Annotated in this window: 19 protein-coding genes; 14 read left to right on the forward strand and 5 right to left on the reverse strand. The window is 66.8% G+C overall.

Annotated features, from left to right (window positions below; all coding sequences use genetic code 11):
• Positions 1-9: 9 nt before the first annotated feature.
• Positions 10-1386: a purine-cytosine permease family protein gene (locus ACFVWG_RS33335; protein WP_391547441.1), complete on the forward strand. Its 1377-nt coding sequence runs from the start codon at positions 10-12 to the stop codon at positions 1384-1386.
• Between the two features lie 457 nt (positions 1387-1843).
• On the opposite strand, the gene ACFVWG_RS33340 is transcribed toward ACFVWG_RS33335, so the two are convergent.
• The gene (locus tag ACFVWG_RS33340; protein ID WP_391547442.1) at positions 1844-4237 is read right to left on the reverse strand and encodes a Tex family protein; all 2394 of its coding nucleotides are present in this window, start codon (positions 4235-4237) and stop codon (positions 1844-1846) included.
• 130 nt (positions 4238-4367) lie between these two features.
• On the opposite strand from ACFVWG_RS33340, the gene ACFVWG_RS33345 reads away from it, so the two are divergent.
• A complete protein-coding gene (locus ACFVWG_RS33345) occupies positions 4368-4772 on the forward strand; it encodes a hypothetical protein (protein WP_391547443.1) in 405 nt (134 codons plus the stop codon).
• Positions 4773-4853: 81 nt separating this feature from the next.
• On the opposite strand, the gene ACFVWG_RS33350 is transcribed toward ACFVWG_RS33345, so the two are convergent.
• Together ACFVWG_RS33350 and ACFVWG_RS33355 are read right to left on the reverse strand one after the other, a co-directional pair.
• Positions 4854-6287, reverse strand: coding sequence for an MFS transporter (locus tag ACFVWG_RS33350; RefSeq protein ID WP_391547444.1), 1434 nt, complete (start codon positions 6285-6287; stop codon positions 4854-4856).
• 51 nt (positions 6288-6338) lie between these two features.
• A complete protein-coding gene (locus tag ACFVWG_RS33355; protein ID WP_391547445.1) occupies positions 6339-6974 on the reverse strand; it encodes a DUF624 domain-containing protein in 636 nt (211 codons plus the stop codon).
• A gap of 91 nt (positions 6975-7065) precedes the next feature.
• On the opposite strand from ACFVWG_RS33355, the gene ACFVWG_RS33360 reads away from it, so the two are divergent.
• The 7 genes from ACFVWG_RS33360 to ACFVWG_RS33390 all read left to right on the forward strand — a co-directional run bounded on the left by ACFVWG_RS33360 (position 7066) and on the right by ACFVWG_RS33390 (position 13757).
• On the forward strand, positions 7066-8154 hold the full coding sequence (locus ACFVWG_RS33360) for a substrate-binding domain-containing protein (RefSeq protein ID WP_391547446.1): 1089 nt from the start codon (positions 7066-7068) through the stop codon (positions 8152-8154).
• Entirely contained in the window at positions 8129-8551 is a 423-nt protein-coding gene (locus ACFVWG_RS33365; RefSeq protein WP_391547447.1) for a hypothetical protein, read from the forward strand. Before ACFVWG_RS33360 ends, ACFVWG_RS33365 begins: the two co-directional genes overlap by 26 nt.
• Positions 8552-8574: 23 nt before the next feature.
• Positions 8575-9636, forward strand: coding sequence for a hypothetical protein (locus tag ACFVWG_RS33370; protein WP_391547448.1), 1062 nt, complete (start codon positions 8575-8577; stop codon positions 9634-9636).
• Between the two features lie 133 nt (positions 9637-9769).
• Entirely contained in the window at positions 9770-11050 is a 1281-nt protein-coding gene (locus tag ACFVWG_RS33375; protein ID WP_391547449.1) for an extracellular solute-binding protein, read from the forward strand.
• The gene (locus tag ACFVWG_RS33380; protein WP_391547450.1) at positions 11047-11985 is read left to right on the forward strand and encodes a carbohydrate ABC transporter permease; all 939 of its coding nucleotides are present in this window, start codon (positions 11047-11049) and stop codon (positions 11983-11985) included. Before ACFVWG_RS33375 ends, ACFVWG_RS33380 begins: the two co-directional genes overlap by 4 nt.
• On the forward strand, positions 11978-12886 hold the full coding sequence (locus ACFVWG_RS33385) for a carbohydrate ABC transporter permease (RefSeq protein WP_391547451.1): 909 nt from the start codon (positions 11978-11980) through the stop codon (positions 12884-12886). The genes ACFVWG_RS33380 and ACFVWG_RS33385 overlap by 8 nt, the downstream gene beginning before the upstream one ends.
• A gap of 307 nt (positions 12887-13193) precedes the next feature.
• The gene (locus ACFVWG_RS33390) at positions 13194-13757 is read left to right on the forward strand and encodes a hypothetical protein (protein ID WP_391547452.1); all 564 of its coding nucleotides are present in this window, start codon (positions 13194-13196) and stop codon (positions 13755-13757) included.
• A gap of 60 nt (positions 13758-13817) precedes the next feature.
• Here ACFVWG_RS33390 and ACFVWG_RS33395 read toward each other — a convergent pair whose 3' ends face one another.
• Positions 13818-14633, reverse strand: a complete 816-nt coding sequence (locus ACFVWG_RS33395) for a nitroreductase/quinone reductase family protein (RefSeq protein ID WP_391547453.1) — start codon at positions 14631-14633, stop codon at positions 13818-13820.
• A 175-nt stretch (positions 14634-14808) separates the two neighbouring features.
• On the opposite strand from ACFVWG_RS33395, the gene ACFVWG_RS33400 reads away from it, so the two are divergent.
• Positions 14809-15384 carry a TetR/AcrR family transcriptional regulator gene (locus ACFVWG_RS33400; RefSeq protein WP_391547454.1) on the forward strand — a complete coding sequence of 192 codons (576 nt, stop codon included), beginning with the start codon at positions 14809-14811 and terminating at the stop codon, positions 15382-15384.
• Here the strand turns inward: ACFVWG_RS33400 and ACFVWG_RS33405 are convergent.
• Positions 15365-15988: a VOC family protein gene (locus ACFVWG_RS33405; RefSeq protein ID WP_391547455.1), complete on the reverse strand. Its 624-nt coding sequence runs from the start codon at positions 15986-15988 to the stop codon at positions 15365-15367. The two genes, ACFVWG_RS33400 and ACFVWG_RS33405, sit on opposite strands and share 20 nt — an antisense overlap.
• Before the next feature lie 76 nt (positions 15989-16064).
• Between ACFVWG_RS33405 and ACFVWG_RS33410 the strand changes: the two genes are divergently transcribed.
• The 4 genes from ACFVWG_RS33410 (at position 16065) to ACFVWG_RS33425 (ending at position 20065) form a co-directional block, all read left to right on the forward strand.
• On the forward strand, positions 16065-16886 hold the full coding sequence (locus ACFVWG_RS33410) for a methyltransferase domain-containing protein (protein WP_391547456.1): 822 nt from the start codon (positions 16065-16067) through the stop codon (positions 16884-16886).
• A gap of 23 nt (positions 16887-16909) precedes the next feature.
• Entirely contained in the window at positions 16910-17437 is a 528-nt protein-coding gene (locus ACFVWG_RS33415; RefSeq protein WP_391547488.1) for a histidine phosphatase family protein, read from the forward strand.
• A gap of 124 nt (positions 17438-17561) precedes the next feature.
• Complete coding sequence (locus ACFVWG_RS33420; protein ID WP_391547457.1) at positions 17562-18812, forward strand: hypothetical protein; 1251 nt, start codon at positions 17562-17564, stop codon at positions 18810-18812.
• Positions 18813-18844: 32 nt separating this feature from the next.
• Positions 18845-20065, forward strand: coding sequence for an AAA family ATPase (locus tag ACFVWG_RS33425; protein ID WP_391547458.1), 1221 nt, complete (start codon positions 18845-18847; stop codon positions 20063-20065).
• Position 20066 lies beyond the last annotated feature (1 nt).

Below are 20066 nucleotides of genomic sequence, written 5' to 3' on the forward strand. Positions count from 1 at the left end.
ATCTCGGGCATGACTTCAGTGGTCGAGCAGCGGAGTATCGACGTCGTCCCGGCAGCTGAGCGGCACGGGACTCCGATCAGTCAGTTCACGTTGTGGTTCGGCGCGAACATGCAGGTCACGGCGGTTGTCGACGGTGCCTTGGCGGTGGTCTTCGGAGCCGACGCACTGTGGGCAATCGTCGGCCTGCTGCTCGGCAACGTCCTCGGCGGCATCGTGATGGCGCTGCACTCCGCGCAGGGTCCGCGGCTCGGATTGCCCCAGATGATCTCGAGCCGCGCCCAGTTCGGTGTGTACGGCGCCGTCGTACCGCTCGTCTTGGTCGTCATCATGTACCTCGGCTTCGCCGCCACCGGGACCGTGCTCGCTGGCCAAGCAGTCAACAAGATCCTGCACGTCGGCCCGGCCGCGATTGGGATCGTGGTCTTCGGCGCACTGACTGCGGTCGTTGCCACGCTCGGGTATCGCTGGATCCATCTACTCGGTCGGTTGGCGACGGTGTGTGGCGTGCTCGGCTTTACCTACTTGGGAATCCGGCTGCTGGTGACAGTCGACGTCGGCTCGCTCTTCGGCGCGAAACCCTTCACCTGGGTGTCGTTCCTGCTGGCGATCTCGCTCGGCGCCGGCTGGCAGCTCACCTTCGGCCCGTACGTCGCCGACTACTCCCGCTACCTGCCCGCGGACACGCCTGAACGGCACACCTTCCTCGCGACCTTCCTGGGCAGCGTGATCGGCTCCCAGTGGTCGATGACGCTCGGCGCCCTGGTCGCGGCCGGCGGTGCCGGCTTCCTGGCCAACCAGGTCGGCTACCTCGGTACTCTCGCCGGCCCGGTCGCGATCCTGATCTACCTGGTGATCGTGATCGGCAAGCTCGCCGTCAACTGCCTGAACGCGTACGGCGGCTCGATGACGCTCCTCACCACCGTCACCGCCTTCAGTCGAGCCACTCGCATCGGCCCCGCTGCGCGATCGGCGTACACGATCGGTTTTCTGTTGGTATCGGTGCTGATCGCTCTCTTCGCCTCGAAGGACTTCCTGGACAACTTCAAGAACTTCGTCCTGGTGCTGCTGATGGTCTTCACGCCGTGGAGCGCCATCAACCTGACCGACTACTACCTGGTCTCGCGCGAACGCGTCGATATCCCAGCCCTGTATGACGCTTCTGGCCGGTACGGCGGATGGAACCTCACGGCCCTGGTCTCGTACGGCGTGGGGATCGTTGCCCAGATCCCCTTTCTGGCCCAGAAGCTCTACACCGGCCCAGTCACCGATGCGTTGGGCGGCGCCGACATCTCCTGGATCGTGGGGCTGTTGGTGACCACCGCCATCTACCTCCCGTGGGCCCGCCGTACGTCGAACCCACCGCCCCAAACCATCCCCGCCACCTGATGGAGCAACCGCTGACGGGACAACGTCCGAACGATCGGAGACATCGCGTGCGGTTCTTCGGACGTTAAGGGTGGTCCTGCGCTAACGTCCGAACGGCCGCAGACGTGGTCTCCGGTTCTTCGGACGTTGGCGATCGATCCGGGGTACGGGCGGTCGAGCCGCCGCGGACAGGATCAGCGGGGTTCCTTGCCAGATAGTCGCTGTCGCTCTTGGCGGACAGATCCTCCCCAACCGGTTTGGGGAGGATCCAGGACGGATTGCGGGGGTGGATCCTCCCCAGATGACCTACGCCGCAGGAGCAAACTCTCCCCGAACCGGTTTGGGGAGCGATAGCGCAACGGGTTCATAGCGGCAGTGGACGACCGCACACCGGTCCCCGATCGCGGTCAGTACTGTTAGCGTCCGAAGACACGCCGACGACGCCCGCGGGTCCTTCGGACGTTAGCCGGGTGTGGGGCTAGCGGACGGTGAAGCCGGCCTTGCGGAAGGCGTCGGCGAGGGAACCTTCGTCCATGGGGGTGTCGGCCTTCAGGGCGGCCTGGGCTGGGCGGCCGCCACGGTTGCCGCCGCCGGGGCGACCGCCTTGGTTGCCGCGACCGCCTTGGCCGCCACGGCCGCCGCCCTGACCGCCACCGCGGTTCTCGCGCTGGCCGCCCCCGCTGGAGGGGCGGGCGCCGCCGACCTCGTCGTCGAGGCGGAGGGTGAGGGAGATGCGCTGGCGGGGGATGTCGACCTCGAGCACCTTGACGGTGACGATGTCGCCGACCTTCACGACCTCGCTCGGGTCCTTGACGAAGTTCTTCGACAGGGCCGAGACGTGGGCCAGGCCGTCCTGGTGGACACCGATGTCGATGAAGGCGCCGAAGGCGGCGACGTTGGTGACCTGGCCTTCCAGCTTCATGCCGGGCTTCAGGTCGGCGATCTTGTCCACACCTTCGGCGAAGACCGCGGTCTTGAAGGCCGGGCGCGGGTCGCGGCCCGGCTTCTCCAGTTCGGCGAGGATGTCGGTGACCGTCGGCAGACCGAACATGTCGTCGACGAAGTCGGCCGCCTTCAGCCGCTTCAGCTCGGCCGAGCCGATCAGTGACTTCACGTCGGAACCGGTCGCGTCGAGGATTCGCCGTACGACGGGGTAGGCCTCGGGGTGCACGCTGGACGAGTCGAGGGGGTCGTCGCCACCGGGGATCCGGAGGAAGCCGGCCGCCTGCTCGAAGGCCTTCGGGCCGAGCCGCGCCACGTCCTTCAACGCTGACCGAGAAGCAAAAGGACCGTGTACGTCGCGGTGCTGGACGATGTTGTCGGCCAGGCCCTGGGTGATGCCGGAGACCCGGGTCAGCAGCGGGGCGGAGGCCGTGTTCAGGTCGACGCCGACCGCGTTCACGCAGTCTTCGACGACGGCGTCCAGCGAACGGGACAAGGCGTTCTCGGCCAGGTCGTGCTGGTACTGACCGACGCCGATCGACTTCGGGTCGATCTTCACCAGCTCAGCGAGCGGGTCCTGCAGGCGGCGCGCGATCGAGACCGCGCCACGGATCGAGACGTCCATCCCGGGCAGCTCGGCCGAGGCGAACGCCGACGCCGAGTAGACCGACGCGCCGGCCTCGGAGACGACGGCCTTGGTGAGCTTGAGCTCCGGGTGCTTGGCGATCAGCTCGGCCGCCAGCTTGTCGGTCTCGCGCGACGCCGTGCCGTTGCCAATGGCAATCAACTCGACGTTGTGCGCGGCGGCCAGCTGGGCCAGGGTGGCGATCGACTTGTCCCACTGGTTCTGCGGGACGTGCGGGTAGATGACGCCGGTGTTGACGACCTTGCCGGTCGCGTCCACGACGGCGACCTTCACGCCGGTCCGGAAGCCCGGGTCGAGGCCCATCGTCGCGCGGGTACCGGCCGGGGCGGCCAGCAGCAGGTCGCGCAGGTTGGACGCGAAGACGCGGATCGCCTCTTCCTCGGCGACTTGGCGCAACCGCATCCGCAGGTCGATGCCGAGGTGCACCAGGATCTTCGTCCGCCAGGCCCAGCGGACCGTCTCGACCAGCCACTTGTCGGCCGCGCGGCCCGCGTTCTCGACGCCGACCTTGCGGGCGATGGTGGTCTCGTACTCGGTCGGGCCGTCCGCCTCGACACCGGCCGGCAGCGGCTCGATGTTCAGCGTCAGCACGTCCTCCTTCTCACCACGGAACATGGCGAGAATCCGGTGCGACGGCATCTTGGTGAACGGCTCGTCGAACTCGAAGTAGTCGGAGAACTTCGCGCCGTCGGTCTCCTTGCCCTCGCGGACGACCGAGGCCAGCCGCCCCTGCGTCCACAGCCGCTCGCGCAGCGCGCCGATCAGGTCGGCGTCCTCGGCGAACCGCTCGACCAGGATCGCCCGCGCGCCGTCCAGCGCCGCCTGCGCATCCGGTACGTCGGCGGTCACGAACACCGCCGCGGCCGCCAGCGGCTCCACGGTCGGGTCCGCCATCAGCCCGTCGGCGAGCGGCTCGAGACCGTTCTCGCGGGCGATCATCGCCTTGGTCCGGCGCTTCGGCTTGAACGGCAGGTAGATGTCCTCGAGCCGCGCCTTCGTGTCCGCGGCCAGGATCGACGCCTTCAGCGCGTCGTCCAGCTTGCCCTGGCTCTCGATCGACTCCAGTACGGCGTTCCGCCGCTCGTCCAGCTCGCGCAGGTACCGCAACCGCTCCTCGAGCGTGCGCAGCTGCGCGTCGTCGAGCTCCCCGGTCACCTCTTTCCGGTATCGCGCGATGAACGGAACCGTCGACCCCTCGTCCAGCAGCGTCACCGCTGCCCGCACCTGGTTCTCGCCGACCTCCAGCTCCAAGGCGATCCGCTGCTCGACCGACTGCACCACCACGTTGCTTCCCCTTCAACGACAACTGTCCAACGAGCCACACCACCGCTCGCCCCCATCCTTCCCCATCCCACCCCCCACCCCGAAACCCGATCCCTCACCCTGTGGACAAATCCTCGTGAGACCATCGGCCATGGGTCAGTTCGACAGCTACCTCCAGCGCGGTTTCCGGCCGCCGACCATACCGATGCGTGTCCTCGGTGTGCTCGTCGTCGTCGGCTTCACCGCCCGTGCCATCACCCGCCCCAGCTTCGAGAGCATCCTGACCGCAGCTCTGTTCCTGCTGGTCTTCACTCCCGACCTGATCGCACCCCGCCGCTACCGCGCCTGGCTGGCCACCCTGGACCGCCGCCACCCCCTCCTCAGCACCGTCGCGTTCCCCCTCGTCCTCGTCGGCTGCGCCAGCTTCGTCCTCCTGCGTGAGTTCCTCGACCGCACCCCCAGCGCCCTGATCGCGGCCGCCCTGGCCCTGATCGCCGTCGTCGCCGCCATCATCGGCCGCCGCCGGCGCATGTCCCTGAGCGGTCGCGTCGACTGATGCTCTCGATCAGCGCTCGCCGCCGCGGCCTCACCTGCTGGCGCTGGTACGACGACCAGCCCGCACACCGCCGTACAGGCACTAGCTGTTTTTGGCGGGGCGCATGAAGTAGGCGGCGATGGCTACCGCGGCGGCGACGATGGCGGCGGCTACGGCGAAGGAGAAGTGGTAGCCGTTGGTGAGGGCCTGTAGCTGGTTGGGGCCGGTGGTGTGGGTGGCTGAGAGGGTGGCGAGGATGGCCAGGCCGAGGGCGGCGCCTACCTCGCCCATGGTGCCGACGAGGCCGGAGGCCAGGCCGGCGTCTTCGGGCTGTACGTCGGCCATCGACAGGCCCATGAGGGCGGGGAAGGCGATGCCGCCGCCCAGGCCGAGCAGGGTCAGTACGGGCAGGATGTGTACGACGTAGCTGCCGCCGACCGGGGCCTGGGTGAACAGCGCCAGTCCGGCGGTCACGAGGAGCAGTCCGGCGATCAGCGGGCGGCGGGGGCCGAAGCGGGTGACCAGCTTCTCGGAGTACTTCACGGACAGCAGCCCCATGACCACAGTGGTCGGCAGGAAGGCCAGTCCGATCTCGAGAGCGTCGTACCCGAGCACTCGCTGCAGGTAGAGCGAGCCGAGGAAGAAGATGCCGAACATGCCCGAGCTGGAGAGTGCCTGCACCAGGTTCGCGCCGGAGAGGTTGCGGGAGCGGAAGATGCGCAGCGGCACCAGCGGGTTGGCGGCAGTCGCCTCGCGGACCACGAAGCAGAGCAGCAGTGTGATCGTCAGCAGCGTCAGTGCGATGGTCCGTCCGGCAGTCCAGCCCAGCTCAGCAGCCGGCTTCACGATGGTGAACACACCGAGCATGAGGGCTGCGGTGATCAGCACTGCGCCCGGTACGTCGGTGCCGCGGCCCATGCCGAGGCCCTTGTCCTTTTCGATCAGCTTCACGGCCAGTGCGACAGTCAGGATGCCGATGGGCAGGTTGACGAAGAAAATCCAGTGCCAGCTGATCGCCTGGGTCAGTACGCCGCCGGCGAGCAGTCCGATCGATCCACCGGCCGAGGCGACGAAGGCGTACATCCCGATCGCCTTGGCCTGCTCACGCGGTTCGGGGAACAGCGTGACGATCATGCCCAGGATCACTGCGGAGGTGAGCGCACCGCCTACCCCCTGGACGAACCGTGCGATGACCAGCACCTCCTGCGAGGTCGCCAGCCCGCACAGCACCGAGGCGACGGTGAAGACGACCAGTCCGGCGATGAAGATGTTGCGGCGGCCGAGGAGGTCGCCGAGTCGGCCGGCCAGCAGCAGGAGACCGCCGAACGCGATCAGGTAGGCGTTCACGACCCACGCCAGCGAGGAGCTGGTGAAACCGAGGTCGTCCTGAATCGCAGGCAGAGCCACGTTCACGACGGTGACGTCGAGCACGATCATCAACATGCCTGCGCACAGTGTGTACAGAGCCAGCCACCGCGCGCGGCCGCCCTGCGTGGCCGGCGTGGTCGCCAGGGTGTCGGTCGTCGTCGCGTACATCCGGATCTCCTTCGTAAGAGCGTCTATACCCTTACGTCGAACCGGAGTGCGTCAGATTGACACGTCTCCCGAATCTTTTTCTTCAGCCTCGGTACGGCGTCGGCCGCCGCCCAGCCAGTAGGCGATGAGTGCCGGGACCAGTCCGGATCCGATCACGAGCAGTGTCGGCACCTGCGACGCCAGCGCGAACCATGTCAGCAGAATGACCACTCCGCCCGCTACCGGCAGCGACCGCCGCAGCAGAAACAGATTCGCCTGCCGGAACACCGTTTTCATGGATGCGTCGTCGCCGGCATCGCGCATGACCGCCAGGCCGCTGAGATAGAGGCCGATGATCATTCCGGTCAGTGGAATGAGGATCACGAGGGCGAATATCCGCGCCGGCCCGCTGGCATGCGCCCAGAACGTCAGCCCGAACGCGAGCATCACGCCACCGAGGTAGAGGCCGAATCCGGACAGCCAGAACCGCTTGAACGCCCAGCCGAACTCGCGGAAGAACATCCGCATCAGGCCGGTCCGCTCCTGGCTGATCGCGTCCGGCAGCACTCGCTGCAGCGCGAACGCCGCCGGGAACAGCGTGATGATCCCGGCGCTGAGCACGAGGAAGGTCAACTGCAGCAGGAGCAGATCGCCGACCACTGTCAGTTTCGCCAACACCGCGTTGGTCCGGCCGCCGGCCTGTTCCACTGGTTCGCCTCCTGAGGTCGTGCGCATTCCGGATGGGCCTGGGTTGATCGTATGATCACAAACAATCATCAAAAACCACAGGGGAACGCGAATGCTTGCACCGGAGCGCCACGAGCTGATCCTGCGGAGCCTGCGTCGCCACGGCCGGCTCCGGGTGAACGAGCTGGCCGCCGAGCTGGGCGTTTCCGCGATCACAGTACGCCGGGATCTGGCCGAGCTCGACGGTGCCGGGCTGCTCCGCCGCGTCCACGGCGGCGCGATCGGCACCAGCCCCAGCGACGCCAGTACGCCGGGCAGCGCCCTGACCCTCGGCATCGTCGTACCGAGTGCTGGGCGCTACTACACCGACATCATCCGCGGCGCCGAGGCGGCAGCGGCCCGGTACGGCGCCCGGCTCGTGCTCGGCGTCTCCAACTACGACCCCGAAGTCGAGCTGGAACGAATCGACAAGGTTCTCGGCGTCGGCGTGGCAGGCGTGCTGATGGGGACCGCGCTGGGCGATGGCGAGGCGGCGCTGCTCGGCTCCCGGCTGGACGACATCGACGTCCCGCTCGTCCTGATGGAGCGCGCGTTCGGCTTCCCGGAAGTGGCCGGCGACTACGACCACGTCCGCACCGATCACGCCTACGGCGCGATGCTGGCGCTGCGGCATTTCGCCGGCCTCGGCCACGAGCGGATCGCAGTCAGCCTGCAGCCGACCAAGACGGAGTACTGGCTACGCCGAGGCGTCGAGACTGCAGCGGCAACGCTCGGCATCGACTTCTTCCTGTCCCGCGTCGAACTCCCGCAGTCCCGCGACGACCCGGCCTCACTCGCCCAACTGGACGCCTTCCTCGCCGAATGCGAAACCTTCGGCGCCCGCGCCGCCCTCATCCACTCCGACGAACACGCCGCCCGCCTGGTAGAACGCGCCCTGGAGCTAGGCCTCCGTATCCCTGAAGACTTCGCCGTCGTCGTCTACAACGACGTCACCGCCGCCCTCGCCGTAGTCCCCCTCACCGCCGTCTGCCCCCCACGCTTCGCCCTAGGCGAAACCGCCTGCGACCTACTCCTCCGCAAACTCCACTCAAAACCAGGTCCGGTCCAGCACCTGTCGCTGCTCCCGACTCTCAACGTCCGCGCCTCCTGCGGCGCCCAAACGGTAGATTCACTCCATGGACTACGCGCAGTTCAAGGTTGAGAGCGAAAAAGTCTGGGACGTCCTCGATGCGAAGGTCCTCCCGCCGACCTTGCAGGACGACATCGCCCGCCTGAAGGAGCTTGCTGCAAGTCTCGAAGACCCCAGGCAGCGCTGGCGGGCCGAAGGCACCATCCTGAGCATCGAAGGTGTCATCCGCGAGGGCGAGGCTGCCAAGGAGGAGCCTTGGTCGGACGCGATGAACGAGGCGGTCCAAGTCCACTCCGCGGCCTCGGACGACAGCGGTACCAAGGCCGAGCGCATTGCTCGCATCACAGCAGCAATGGCTGAAATCGGCCGCATCGCCGACTCCGCGCCGTCGGACGAGCAGTATGCGATCGTCGAGATGAACGGCTCGTTGGCCATGCTGAGGTCGTCGCTGGAGCCCGACGCCGAGTGAAAGTCACCACCTACAACCAACTGATGGCGGAGCAGGCCCGAGCCGCCATCAGGGTTTCGGGTGCGCATCACTCCTCGTGGAACGGCAAGGTCGGCATTACCCCGCCCGAGGACAACGCTCATGGTGTCGCCCAGTGGGATCACACCATCACCTACGCCGACCGCTCGGTGACTCAGCCGCTCAAAGAGATGTTCGAGAACGAGCGGGTCTACAACCAGGACCCGGAAACGCTGCGGTCGTACCGTGAGGCGGTCAAAACCGTCCATCACGAGAACACTCACATGCTCGCGGCCGAGGGCACCCAGCATGCTGACGGTAAGCAGGCGTTTCAGAACCTGCCGGAACAGGCGCTCGAAGAGGGCATCAGCGAGGTTCACAGCTACGACAACCTGAACGAGTACATCGACGAGCTCGGGCTCGAGGACGTCGCACCGGGGATCAAGTCGGCGGAGGCCCGGCCGTCGTACCCGCACTACACGCCGGCGGCGCGGCGGTTCGCTGAGAATATCGGGCGGGAGACCGGCGAAGAGTCGACCGAGGTGGTACGGCGGCTCGCCGTTGTCAATGCGGAGCAGAAGTTCCGGGTCGCCGCCGGAATGCTCTACGACAGCAGCGATCTGCCGGGCAAGGTTCCGGAGCAGGAGCGCGACGCGGCGATTCGGCGGATCGAAACGGCCATGAAACCGGCGATGTCCGGTTTGAAAGAGTTGAAGGAAGAATCTGATCCGGAGAAGAAACGCCGGGAGTCGGCGAAGGCCGGCGCGAGGTCGGTCGAGGCCGGGCTGGACGAGGTCGACAAGCTGAGCAAGGAGTGGGGGCAGCCGGCGCCGGAGGCGCGGGTGGAGCGTGGGGTGGCGGCTGAGCAGGGGCGGTCGAACGGACAGGCTCCGCAGGAGGCCGGGCCCCAGACCGCGGACAGCGCGGAGTCTCAGCAGCTCCCGCCGGACCTGGCGGCCGCCGTACATGCGAGTCGTTCCGGCTCTGAGCCGCTCAGCTCGGCCAGTCGGCTGGGCGAGGACCGGATGGGTTCGCGGCGCTCCGGAACGCAGTCCTCTCCCGAGCGCGGGCCTGAAATTCAGCGCTAGAACAGCCCGCTGCGCGGAACTCTGATCACATCAGTTCCGGAACTGATCGAAAGTGATCATTCGAGCGTTGAGGTCTTGACGAGGAAAGCCCTTTCCCATACTTTCGCTGCACTTGATGCGAAGGAGTTCCCCTGTGAGACGTTCCGTGGGACTGACGTTGCTGGCCGCGGCCCTTGCCGTTGTGGTCAGCAGTTGTGGTAGCGGGGTGATCGACAAGAGCACGGACGGCGTGCCGCCGGCCGAGGCCACCGGGACGCTGCGGGTGTTGCTCCCGTCGTTCCCGCCCAGCAACGAGGGGCGGCAACAGTTCCAGAAGGTCGTCGACGACTTCCACAAGGCCTATCCGAAGATGAAGGTCGAGCCGGACTTCGCGACGTACAACAACCTGAACGAGAAGATGTCGACCTCGATCGCGGCCGGCATCCCGTACGACGTGATGGTCACCGGCGTCGGCTGGATCCAGCCGTTCGCGTCGAAGCGGATCTTCGCCGACCTCGGCGAGTTCGGGCTGACGCCGGACGTGATCAAGGAGAAGAGCCTCGAGGCGCTGATCCCCGCGGTCACGTACGACGGCAAGATGTACGGCTATCCGCTGCTCGCGGACACCCGCGCGGTGGCGCTGCGCAAGAGCGCGTTCATCGAGGCCGGGCTGGATCCCGAGAAGCCGCCGACGTCGCTCGCCGAGATCAAGGTCGCGGCGGAGAAGCTGACCAAGCGGGACAAGAACGGCAACATCACCCGGAGCGGTTTCGACCTCGCGTCGGCGACCGGGTTCCGGCAGTCGTTCACGACCTTCCTCGCGTCGACCGGCAAGCCGCTCTATGTCGGCGGCGAGCCGAACTTCGACAACCAGGAGGGGCTCGACACCCTGCTGTGGATCAAGTCGATGATCAACAACGTCCAGCCGTACGGTCAGGTGAACGCCGCCCAGCAGCCGCTCGTCTACTCGGGTGAGGCCGCGATGGGGATCGTCGGTGGCGCGGTCGACTGCTCGACCGGCGGCAAGGGCATCGGTCAGAAGACCTGTGACGACTTGAAGTTCTTCCGCTTCAACAGCGGTAAGGAGATCGAGTACATGGGTGGTGACCTCGCCTCGATCGGATCCCGCAGCCGGCACAAGGAAGCGGCCTGGTCGTTCATCCAGTCGATGACGCAGCCGAGCACGCTCGACGCGATGGCCAAGCTGAACAAGAAGCTCCCGGCGTACAAGGATGCGGCGAACTCACCGCAGGCGAAATCGAACCCGCTGAGCAAGTTCGTCGCCGAGGGTCTGGACAAGGCCGCGAACGAGAACGAGGTCCCGCCGAACTGGCTCGAGATGCGGGGCAACTTCGACATCCAGCTCACCCAGGCGGTCCTCGGACAGAAGGATCCCGCGACGGTGCTGCACAACCTGGCAGGACAAAGCCGATGAGCACAACACTCGAGCGCCCGGCGCTCGCGGCCTCGCGCAAGTCCGAGGTCGCCAAGGACAAAGGCACGCTGACCCGCAGTCAGGTCCGGACCGGCTGGGCGCTGCTGACGCCCGCTCTGCTGCACTCGGGCATCTTCATCGTCATCCCGGTCATCTCGGTCCTGGTGCTGAGCCTGACCGACTACAGCTTCGGTGACACCTGGTCCTGGGTCGGTTTCGGCAACTACAGCGAGCTTTTCCAGGACGTCGACTTCCTCGCGGCGCTGTGGCACACGGTGCTGTACGCGCTGATCGTGATCCCGATCTCGATGGCGATCTCGCTCGCCGTCGCGCTCGGACTGAACCAGAAGATCCGCGGGATCGGCTTCTTCCGGACGGCGTTCTACGTCCCGACCGTCACCGCGACGGTCGCGGTCGCGACGATCTGGCTGTGGATCTACAACCCGGGTTCCGGCCTGGCGAACGGATTCCTCAGTCTGTTCGGGTTCGCGCCGAACCGCTGGCTGGCAGACCCCGGTACGGCGTTGGGCTCGCTGATGGTGGTCGGTATCTGGCAGGGCCTCGGCACCAAGATCATCATCTACCTGGCCGCGTTGCAGGGCGTGTCCCGCGACCTGCTCGAGTCGGCCGACATCGACGGTGCCTCGCGGTGGCAGAAGTTCCGCAACGTCACGCTGCCGGCGCTCGGCCCGGTGCAGTTCTTCGTACTGATCACGTCGATCGTCGGCACGTTCCAGGTCTTCGACCTGGTCTACGTGATGACGCGGGGTGGACCCGGCAGTGAGACCCGCGTGCTGGTGCTCGACATCTACCAGAACGCGTTCCAGGACCTGAAACTCGGCTACGCGTCCGCCGAGACCGTGATCATGATGATCGTGATCGCCGTCTTCATCGGTGTCGGGCGCCTGCTCCAGAGGGCGGATACCAATGACTAGCGCCACGTTGCCGGCGGTCGCTCAGGCCTCGACGAAGCCGTCGGCGGTCCGGCCGGGCCGGATCCTGCTGTACGTCGTCCTGGTGATCGGCGCGCTGTTGATGGTCACACCGTTCCTGTGGATGGTGCTGACGGCGTTCAAGAGCGAGGCCGAGATCCTCAAGTTCTCGTGGTTGCCTGGTGAGCTGCGCTGGAGCAACTTCAGCGAGGCGATGCAGACCGCGCCGTTCCTGCGCTACTTCCGCAACAGTGCACTGATCGCGATCGGCGAGACGGCGTTCACACTGGTGGTCTGTACGACGGCCGGGTACGCACTGGCCAAGATGCCGTTGCGCGGCGGCAAGGCCATGCTCGGCTACTTCATCGTGCTGCTGCTGGTGCCGTTCCAGATCATCCTGGTGCCGCTGTTCATGATCGTGAAGTCGATCCCGCTGTTCGGCGGCAACAACATCATCGGCCAAGGCGGGATCGGCTGGCTGAACTCCTGGTGGGGCCTCATCATCCCGCTCGGCGCCGCGCCGTTCTTCACCTTCCTGGCCCGGCAGTTCTTCGTCTCGCTCCCGGACGAACTGGCCCAGGCGGCCCGCGTCGACGGCCTCGGTGAGTTCGGCATCTTCTGGCGGATCATGACGCCGCTGATCAAGCCGGCGCTGATCACCATCGCCGTCTTCCAGATCGAAGCCGCCTGGAACGGCTTCCTCTGGCCGCTGATGATCACCACCTCGGACGAGATGCGCCCGCTCCAGCTGGGGCTGGCGATCTTCTCCCAGAACCCGGCCGAGATCCAGTGGCCCTATCTGATGGCCGGTACGGCGCTCGCCACCCTGCCGATGATCATCCTCTTCGTCTTCGCGCAGAAGCGCTTCGTCGAGGGCATGGCCAACGTCGGCATCAAGGGCTGACAAATCGGCCATCAAGGGCTGACAAAGAAACAGGTGCTCACCCCGCCCCGGGTGAGCACCTGTTCGTTTCCCCCCAACGTTCGGTGATCCCGAAGAAGCACCGGAGCGTCCCGCTGGCCCCCCAACCGGGACGCTCACCCGTTTATCGTCACAGTCAGCCGTCCGTTACACCTCCCGTACGGTTTTTTCGCGTTTTCCCCGAACGATTTCCCCCAATACCCACCATCTTCCAAAAATCGTCACGTCACGCACAGTCACGCTGACACTGGGTAATTAAAATGTCGGCTCGGACGGTCAGACTGGGCTCATGCCGATTGTCTTCGTGGATCTCGAGACCACCAGCGTTCGTGAGCCGTGGCTGCCGGGTGGGCGGCAGATCTGGCAGCTCGCGGTGATTCGGCGCGAGGACGACGGCCGGGAGACGGCGTACAACCGCTTCGTTCCCCTGCACGAACTGGACCTCGGGCGCGCGACCCAGCAGGCGCTGGCAATCAGCCGGTTCGACCGGCACCCGGAGTCGCACGGTTCCGATGCCGACGTCGCCACCGGTCGTGAGATCGCCGAGTTGATGGTCGAGCTCACAGCCGATCAACCGCTGTGGGTCGGTGCAGCACCTTGGATGGACGCGAACGACGTACTGCATCTGATGCACGTCCACGGCCTGGTTCCGCTGGATGCGGCCGACGTGCCATGGGACTTCCGACTGGTCTGCGTGATCAGCCAGCTCATCGGGCGGACGCGGCGGCCGCCGACGACCACGGTTGGTGAGATGGCAGCGATGGTCGGGATCGATCAGTCCGCCTATGCGATCCACGATGCGCTGGCGGACACCTTTTTCGTTCGCGACCTGTACGACGCCCTGACCGGGTAACGCGTGCAAGCCTGCGGCTCGGCGTACTGGGGGAGTACGCCGAGCCTCTGTGCTACTGGCTCACAGGAACGCGAGTAGTGCTGCTTCTTCGTGGTCCAGGTGGGCGGTCAGGACCGCGACGATGCGGTCGACCTCTGGTAGGAGGTTGGGTTGAGGGGTTTGGAGGAGCTTCTCGAGCTCCTCCAGGTGTACGGCGAGTTGGTCGTGCTCAGCGATCAGTGCGGTGATCTCGTCGGAGAGTTCGGGGTGTTGTTGGAGCAGTGCGGGGAAGATGCCGTCGGACTCGCCGGTGTGGTGATGGTGGAGTCCTTGGCACAGCGTGAGGCAGTTGACGCGCAGTTGCGCACCGACTCCCGCCGTACCGGAGGTGGCGACCTCTTCACGGATCAACGCGAGCTCCCGCCGGAACGCGGTGTGGATCCGGATCAGCAGGTCCGCGAACGAACCACCACCCCGCGGCGGCCCGATCTGCTTCTGGGTCAGGGCGATCACCGGGATCGCGCGCGTCGTACCGGCCTGGTATTCACCCCAGCCCGCGTTCGCCTCGACGAGGCGGGTGAAGACCTCGTCCCGTTCGGTTCCTTCGAGCGGTACGGCGTCCGCCTGGTAGGTGAACAGGCCGGTCTCGACGGTGACCTCGGGGTTGGCGAGCAGGTTGAGGTACCAGTCCGGGTGCTTGTCGGAGCCGCCGGCCGAGCCGACGACGAGCACCCGGTCGCGGTCCGGGTAGTACGCGATGATCGCGGTGTGCGGCCGGCCCGAACGGCGACCAGTCGTTGTCAATAGCAACATTCTTCCGCCCGCGAACGGCCCGCTCAGCCGGCCGTCGTTCGCGCGGAACTCAGTGATCAGTGCATCGGTGAAAGGGTTCGGCATTCTCTTCTCTCGGTTGGGGGTACTGCGCTGGTGCTGGTGAGAGAGAAGCGAGGGCGGCCCGCGGGCGGCCCCTTCGGCGCTCAGAGAGCGACCGGGAACCCAACTCGTGAATGGCGTATAGCCGACCCGGTAGTCACGACGACCAATCTACCGGAGAGAGGGTCACAATAGGCCCGTGACCGAGACCCCACTGCGCGATCGCCTGGTCCAGGCCGGCGTCGAACTCCTCGAGTCCGAGGGGCTGACGAACCTGACCCTCCGCGCGATCACCCGCCGTACCGGCGTCTCCCACGGCGCACCGCGCCGCTACTTCCCCACCCACAACGCCCTGCTCGCCGCCATCGCCGCCACTGGCCTCGCCGACCTCGCCACCCGCCTCGCCCTGCCGGTCGACGGATCGGTCGACGGATCGGTCGAGGAGCGCCTGGTCGCGGCCGCCGAGCGCTACCTCGAGTTCGCCGCGGAACGCCCCGGCATGTTCGACCTGATCTTCCGCCACGACCTCCTCGAAGGCGCTGGCGGCAACCTCCGCGCCCAGTCCCTCCCGCTCCTGCAAACCTTCATCGACCTGGTCGCCGAGTCACACCCCGCCGACGCCCAACTCCGCGCCGTAGCCCTCTGGACCAACCTTCACGGCCTCACCACCCTCCGAGCCACCAAAACCCTCGAGCTCCTAGAAGGCCTGGATCTCCCCACGCTCGTTCGTCAGATCGTCCGCACCCATCTGACCCTCAGCGGCCCATCCACGTAGCGACACATGCCTCGTTGCCTTCAGCATCGGAGAGCACCCACCACTTGGGGGCATGCGCGTCCGACACCAGGCGCCCACCCGCCGCCAGCGCTGCCGCGACGCGTGCCTCGGCCTGGTCGTGAGCTACCGCCACGTCGACATGGATCCGATTGCGTCCGACCCGGGCAACGTCCATCTCCTGCAGCCCAACCGCGGGCCCGCGCCGCAACGGGTCGAACAAGTAGTCGTCCCCGATCTGCCCATACCCCAGCACCGCCCGCCAGAACGGCAACACATCGGCTCCCACCAACGCGTCCACCGTCACATTGATGACTTGTACGACGCTTGGGTCCGCCTGCAGCCCCAGTTCCGCGGCCACCCCGGAGATCCGCCGAGCCAGCTCAACATCCCGCCGTCCCAACGAGACTGTCACGCCGCCGGCGCGGAGATCGACCGCCAGGTACTCCGCGCCCGCTCCGGCAACTCGCGTGACCTCCCCGACGAACGCCGTACCGGCAGCTAGCGACTCAGTCGGAAAATGCGCCGACACCAAGTGATAGACCGACCGCCAGTCCTGTACGCCGTCGGCCGCGTGAAACTCCTGCGCCGTCACCCGTGCACTCATGGCCGCGAACCTACACCGATCGCCGCGAGGGGTAGCCAGGGCGCAGGAACGTCGTACGATCAATCGGGGGTGTCACATGGAGAAGTCAGACGCAGTCTTCGTGGGCTCGATTCCTGAGTTCTACGACGAGTACATGGTGCCGATGATCTTCGCGGTGTACGCCGAGGATCTCGCCCGCCGGGTGGCGGACCTCGCGCCGGATCGGGCGCTGGAGATTGCCGCGGGGACGGGCGTCGTCACGCGGGTTGCGGCGCGTCTGTTGCCCGAGTCGGTGGAGCTGGTGGCGACGGACCTCAACCAGGCGATGCTCGACCGCGCCCAAGCGATCGGTACGACGCGATCGGTGCGCTGGCAGCAGGCGGACGCGATGGACCTGCCGTTCGAGTCCGCGAGTTTCGACGTGGTCTTCTGCCAGTTCGGCGCCATGTTCTTCCCGGATAAGGCGAAGGCCTTCGCCGAGATGCGCCGCGTCCTACGCCCTGGCGGCACGCTGCTGTTCAACGTGTGGGATCGCATTGAGGACAACGAGTTCGCGGCCACCGTCAGCAGCACTCTCGCCGACCTGTACCCGACCGACCCGCCACAGTTCATGGCCCGCACGCCCCACGGGTATTTCGACCTCGACGCCATTGCCCACGACCTAACCACCGCGGGCTTCACCAGTCCTCCCCACCACGAAACAATCACCGCCCGCAGCCGCGCCACCTCAGCCGAAGCAGTAGCCATCGCCTACTGCCAAGGCACCCCAGTCCGCGCCGAGATCGAAGCCCGCGCCACCCCAGACCTAGCCACCGCCACCACAGCCTGCGCCAAAGCCCTAACCCACCGTTACGGCCCAGGCCCCCTAGAAGGCAAAATCCAAGCCCACATCATCACCATCGCAGCTCCTGCAGAATAGGTGGCGTGTCTGGGGATTTGACTGTGATTGAGCTGTTGCCGCATTGCTCTTCGACGCCGCGGGGGGAGTGGGCCGGGGGTGATGATGAGCGGCCGTTGAGTGAGAAGGGGTTGCGGGAGGCGGAGGTCTTGGCGGCGGTGGCTGCTGAGGGTGTGCAGGGTGTTTACACGAGTCCGGCGTTGCGCTGCCGGCAGTCGGTGGGGCCGTTGGCCGCGACCGCGGGAGTTTCGATCAGTGTTGATGAGCGGCTTCAGGAGGGGTTCGACGAGCCGGCGGACTGGGTTGGTGGGGTGTTCGCGCCTATTGGTCAGGCGTTGGGGGGAGCATGGACGGCGGCGCGCGGGGTCGCCGTACTGGGTGAGGTCGTTGCTCGGCATCAGGGTGGTCGAGCCGTCGTCTGCTCTCACGGTGACCTGATTCCCGTGGTCCTTGCCCACCTGGCGTCGATCCACGGCTGTTCGCTGCCGACGATCGTCGACCGGGGTGGATGGTTCCGTCTGAACTTCACGGCGGACGGTCTGTCGATGACGGGCATTCACCCTGACGCATGACAGATCCTTCGTGTGTGCTTATGATTCTGGGGATGAACAACTTCTCGTGTGGATCGGGGGAATCGTTCGCGCCAGGTGAGTGCTGATGCACCACTCCGCGAATCCGATTTCATCCCGTCTGTTGATGTGGCGGCGCGTGCGTCAGTACGCCGTACCGCCGTCCATGATCGAGACCGCCGCCGTACGACGTTCGGTGGGTGACTGGGCGGGCGCTTGTGCTGCCGCCCGGATTGATGTCGATCTCGATCTGCGCGCCGTGCGCGACCGTCACGGCACCGAAGTCGTCAACCTTCTGCGGACGGATCTCCGGCGGCTGGCGCCGGACCTGTTGCGTTGGCACATGCCTCGGATCGCTCCCGACGGGCTGCTCCGGCCCGGAGTGACCGTCTCGCTGAGTCGCTATCCCGGCATGCAGTTGGTGGTGCGGACGCCGCCGGCCTGGGCGGATGCGGGACAGCGGATGTCGCTGGCGTTGTGGGAGGTCGGTGCCCCGAGCAACCATCCGCATCCCAGTCGGCGTTTCCGGCTGGACCTGCATCGGCATCTCTGGGATTCGACCCGGTACGGCGAACTTGCGCGGCGATGCGGTGTGGGGAGAGCGGCGTGGGCAGTGGAAGCCGAGTTGCTGCTGGGTCATCGCAGCGGGTTCTTCACCGTGCGACTCAATGCCCGGAGTCACGCCGTCCTCGAATTGGTTGCTCCTGACAACAGTCATGCGCCGACGATCCGGTCGTCGGCGCGCCCGGAGGTCGCGCAGCTGCCGATGCTGCCCGACGCTGCTGTCCGGGTCCTCCCCGATCTGGAGCTGCTGCAGGCCGGACTGATCACGTCCGAGCGGCTACATCCACTCGTCGCAGCCGCGCTGCCGATGACCGACTCGGTTGCTGCGACCACCGCCTCCGGCAGCGATCCGCATCGAGTGGAGTGTCGGGGTGAGATCCATCGGATCGTGCTGCGCGACGGAGTGCTGGCGGCGGTCGATCACGATGCGGTAGAGCTGCGTCGCGAGGAGCTACTGGTGGCACTCGGCGGGCCCGCATTACCTTGTCTGCAAGCGATTGACGCGGTGCATCGCGATCCGGAGGACCTGCCCGCGGTCCGAGAGCGGATCGATCACGGTGACTTCGCCGGCGCGCTGGACGTGATTGAGCGGCTGCTCGGCCCCGGTGCGATCCTGCGCGACGGACCGCTTCGGGAGGAGCTGGAATCGGCTGCTGCCCGTCGCGTCGATCACGGCCTCTTCCGTGCGGACCTGCGGTTCGCTGGGAGGGCCTTCAACTCCAGGTACGCGTCAGGCAGCTTCGACCGCCGTACGCGAGCCACGCTGCGCCCGAAGCGCATCAGCCGGGTACGGCGTCGTACTGACCTGTCCTGATCGTTTCCGCTACCAAACACCAGGTGATGCTTATGACTACTGCCCTGCCCGCTTCCCGTCTCACTGTCGCAGAGGACCTCCTTGCCCTGCTGCGGCTCACCACCACCGAGCCACGTCCTGACGAACAGCTCGAAGCCCTCACCCTTGCGGTGGCAGCTGACCTGCCTGTCCTGCTCTGGGGTGAGCCGGGCATCGGCAAAACCGCCGCCCTCACTCAGCTTGCCGCGTCCCTCGACCTGCCGCTGACGACCGTGATTGCGAGTGTCCACGAGCCCACTGACTTCTCCGGCCTCCCCATCGTCGGCGACAACCCAACGGTGCAAGGGGTTCCGATGGCGCCGCCGCAATGGGCAGTGGAGCTCGTGCAGGCCGGGCGCGGGCTGCTGTTCCTGGACGAGCTCTCGACAGCGACCCCGGCCGTTCAGGCCGCACTGCTCCGGGTTGTCCTGGAACGGCGAGTCGGGGCACTGCAGTTGCCACCAGGAGTACGGATCGTGGCAGCGGCCAACCCGCGTGCGTCGTCGGCGGACGGCTGGGAGCTGAGCCCGCCGCTGGCGAACCGCTTCGTGCACCTCTACTGGGTGCACGACCGAGAGGTAGTAGTGCGCGGTCTCGGCGGGACCTGGCCCCGGGCGGAGCTGCCCTCGCTGATACCTGAGCGACTGCCAGCGGCGGTGGCATACGCCCGGCAGGCAGTCTGTAGCTTTCTGGAAGCGCGGCCGACACTGATCCACCGGCTGCCCACCACCGAGACGCGGCGAGGCGGTGCTTGGCCGTCGCCCCGGAGCTGGGAGGCCGCACTGACTCTGCTGGCCTTCGGTACGGCGGCCGCCGTGTCCCGGGACGTATTGGCGCTGCTGGTGCGTGGAACGATAGGGGATGGACCAGGGCTCGAGCTCCTCGCCCATCTGGACCGAATGGAGCTTCCGGACCCGGAGTCTCTACTAGCCGACCCGGCTGCCGCCGAACTGCCTGAGCGCGGCGATCTGCGGCAGGCCGCGCTGGAAGCAGTCATAGCCGCCATAGGTGCACAGCCGGAGCGGGCCCGCTGGGAGGCGGGCTGGGCGGTGCTGATCCGGGCGCTGGAGACGGGCCTACCGGATCTGCTGGTCGCTCCGGCGATGGCGCTTGCTGCACTGCGGCGTGACGACTGGGAGGTGCCCGCAGCGGTGGAGCGGCTCACCGGCGTGGTCGGTCTCTCCCAGAGGGCTGACCAGTCAGTACGGCGGACGACGGTCGCCGCAGGCCGATGAC

The sequence above is a fragment of the Kribbella sp. NPDC058245 genome (assembly GCF_042882005.1).
Classification (GTDB): domain Bacteria; phylum Actinomycetota; class Actinomycetes; order Propionibacteriales; family Kribbellaceae; genus Kribbella.

Excerpts from the sequence above, each read along its gene's own strand:
- ACFVWG_RS33335 (WP_391547441.1), top strand. The coding sequence starts at position 10 with ATGACTTCAGTGGTCGAGCAGCGGAGTATCGACGTCGTCCCGGCAGCT.
- ACFVWG_RS33345 (WP_391547443.1), top strand. The coding sequence starts at position 4,368 with ATGGGTCAGTTCGACAGCTACCTCCAGCGCGGTTTCCGGCCGCCGACC.
- ACFVWG_RS33350 (WP_391547444.1), bottom strand. The coding sequence starts at position 6,287 with ATGTACGCGACGACGACCGACACCCTGGCGACCACGCCGGCCACGCAG.
- ACFVWG_RS33360 (WP_391547446.1), top strand. The coding sequence starts at position 7,066 with ATGCTTGCACCGGAGCGCCACGAGCTGATCCTGCGGAGCCTGCGTCGC.
- ACFVWG_RS33365 (WP_391547447.1), top strand. The coding sequence starts at position 8,129 with ATGGACTACGCGCAGTTCAAGGTTGAGAGCGAAAAAGTCTGGGACGTC.
- ACFVWG_RS33370 (WP_391547448.1), top strand. The coding sequence starts at position 8,575 with ATGGCGGAGCAGGCCCGAGCCGCCATCAGGGTTTCGGGTGCGCATCAC.
- ACFVWG_RS33380 (WP_391547450.1), top strand. The coding sequence starts at position 11,047 with ATGAGCACAACACTCGAGCGCCCGGCGCTCGCGGCCTCGCGCAAGTCC.
- ACFVWG_RS33385 (WP_391547451.1), top strand. The coding sequence starts at position 11,978 with ATGACTAGCGCCACGTTGCCGGCGGTCGCTCAGGCCTCGACGAAGCCG.
- ACFVWG_RS33390 (WP_391547452.1), top strand. The coding sequence starts at position 13,194 with ATGCCGATTGTCTTCGTGGATCTCGAGACCACCAGCGTTCGTGAGCCG.
- ACFVWG_RS33395 (WP_391547453.1), bottom strand. The coding sequence starts at position 14,633 with ATGCCGAACCCTTTCACCGATGCACTGATCACTGAGTTCCGCGCGAAC.
- ACFVWG_RS33405 (WP_391547455.1), bottom strand. The coding sequence starts at position 15,988 with ATGAGTGCACGGGTGACGGCGCAGGAGTTTCACGCGGCCGACGGCGTA.
- ACFVWG_RS33410 (WP_391547456.1), top strand. The coding sequence starts at position 16,065 with ATGGAGAAGTCAGACGCAGTCTTCGTGGGCTCGATTCCTGAGTTCTAC.
- ACFVWG_RS33420 (WP_391547457.1), top strand. The coding sequence starts at position 17,562 with ATGTGGCGGCGCGTGCGTCAGTACGCCGTACCGCCGTCCATGATCGAG.
- ACFVWG_RS33425 (WP_391547458.1), top strand. The coding sequence starts at position 18,845 with ATGACTACTGCCCTGCCCGCTTCCCGTCTCACTGTCGCAGAGGACCTC.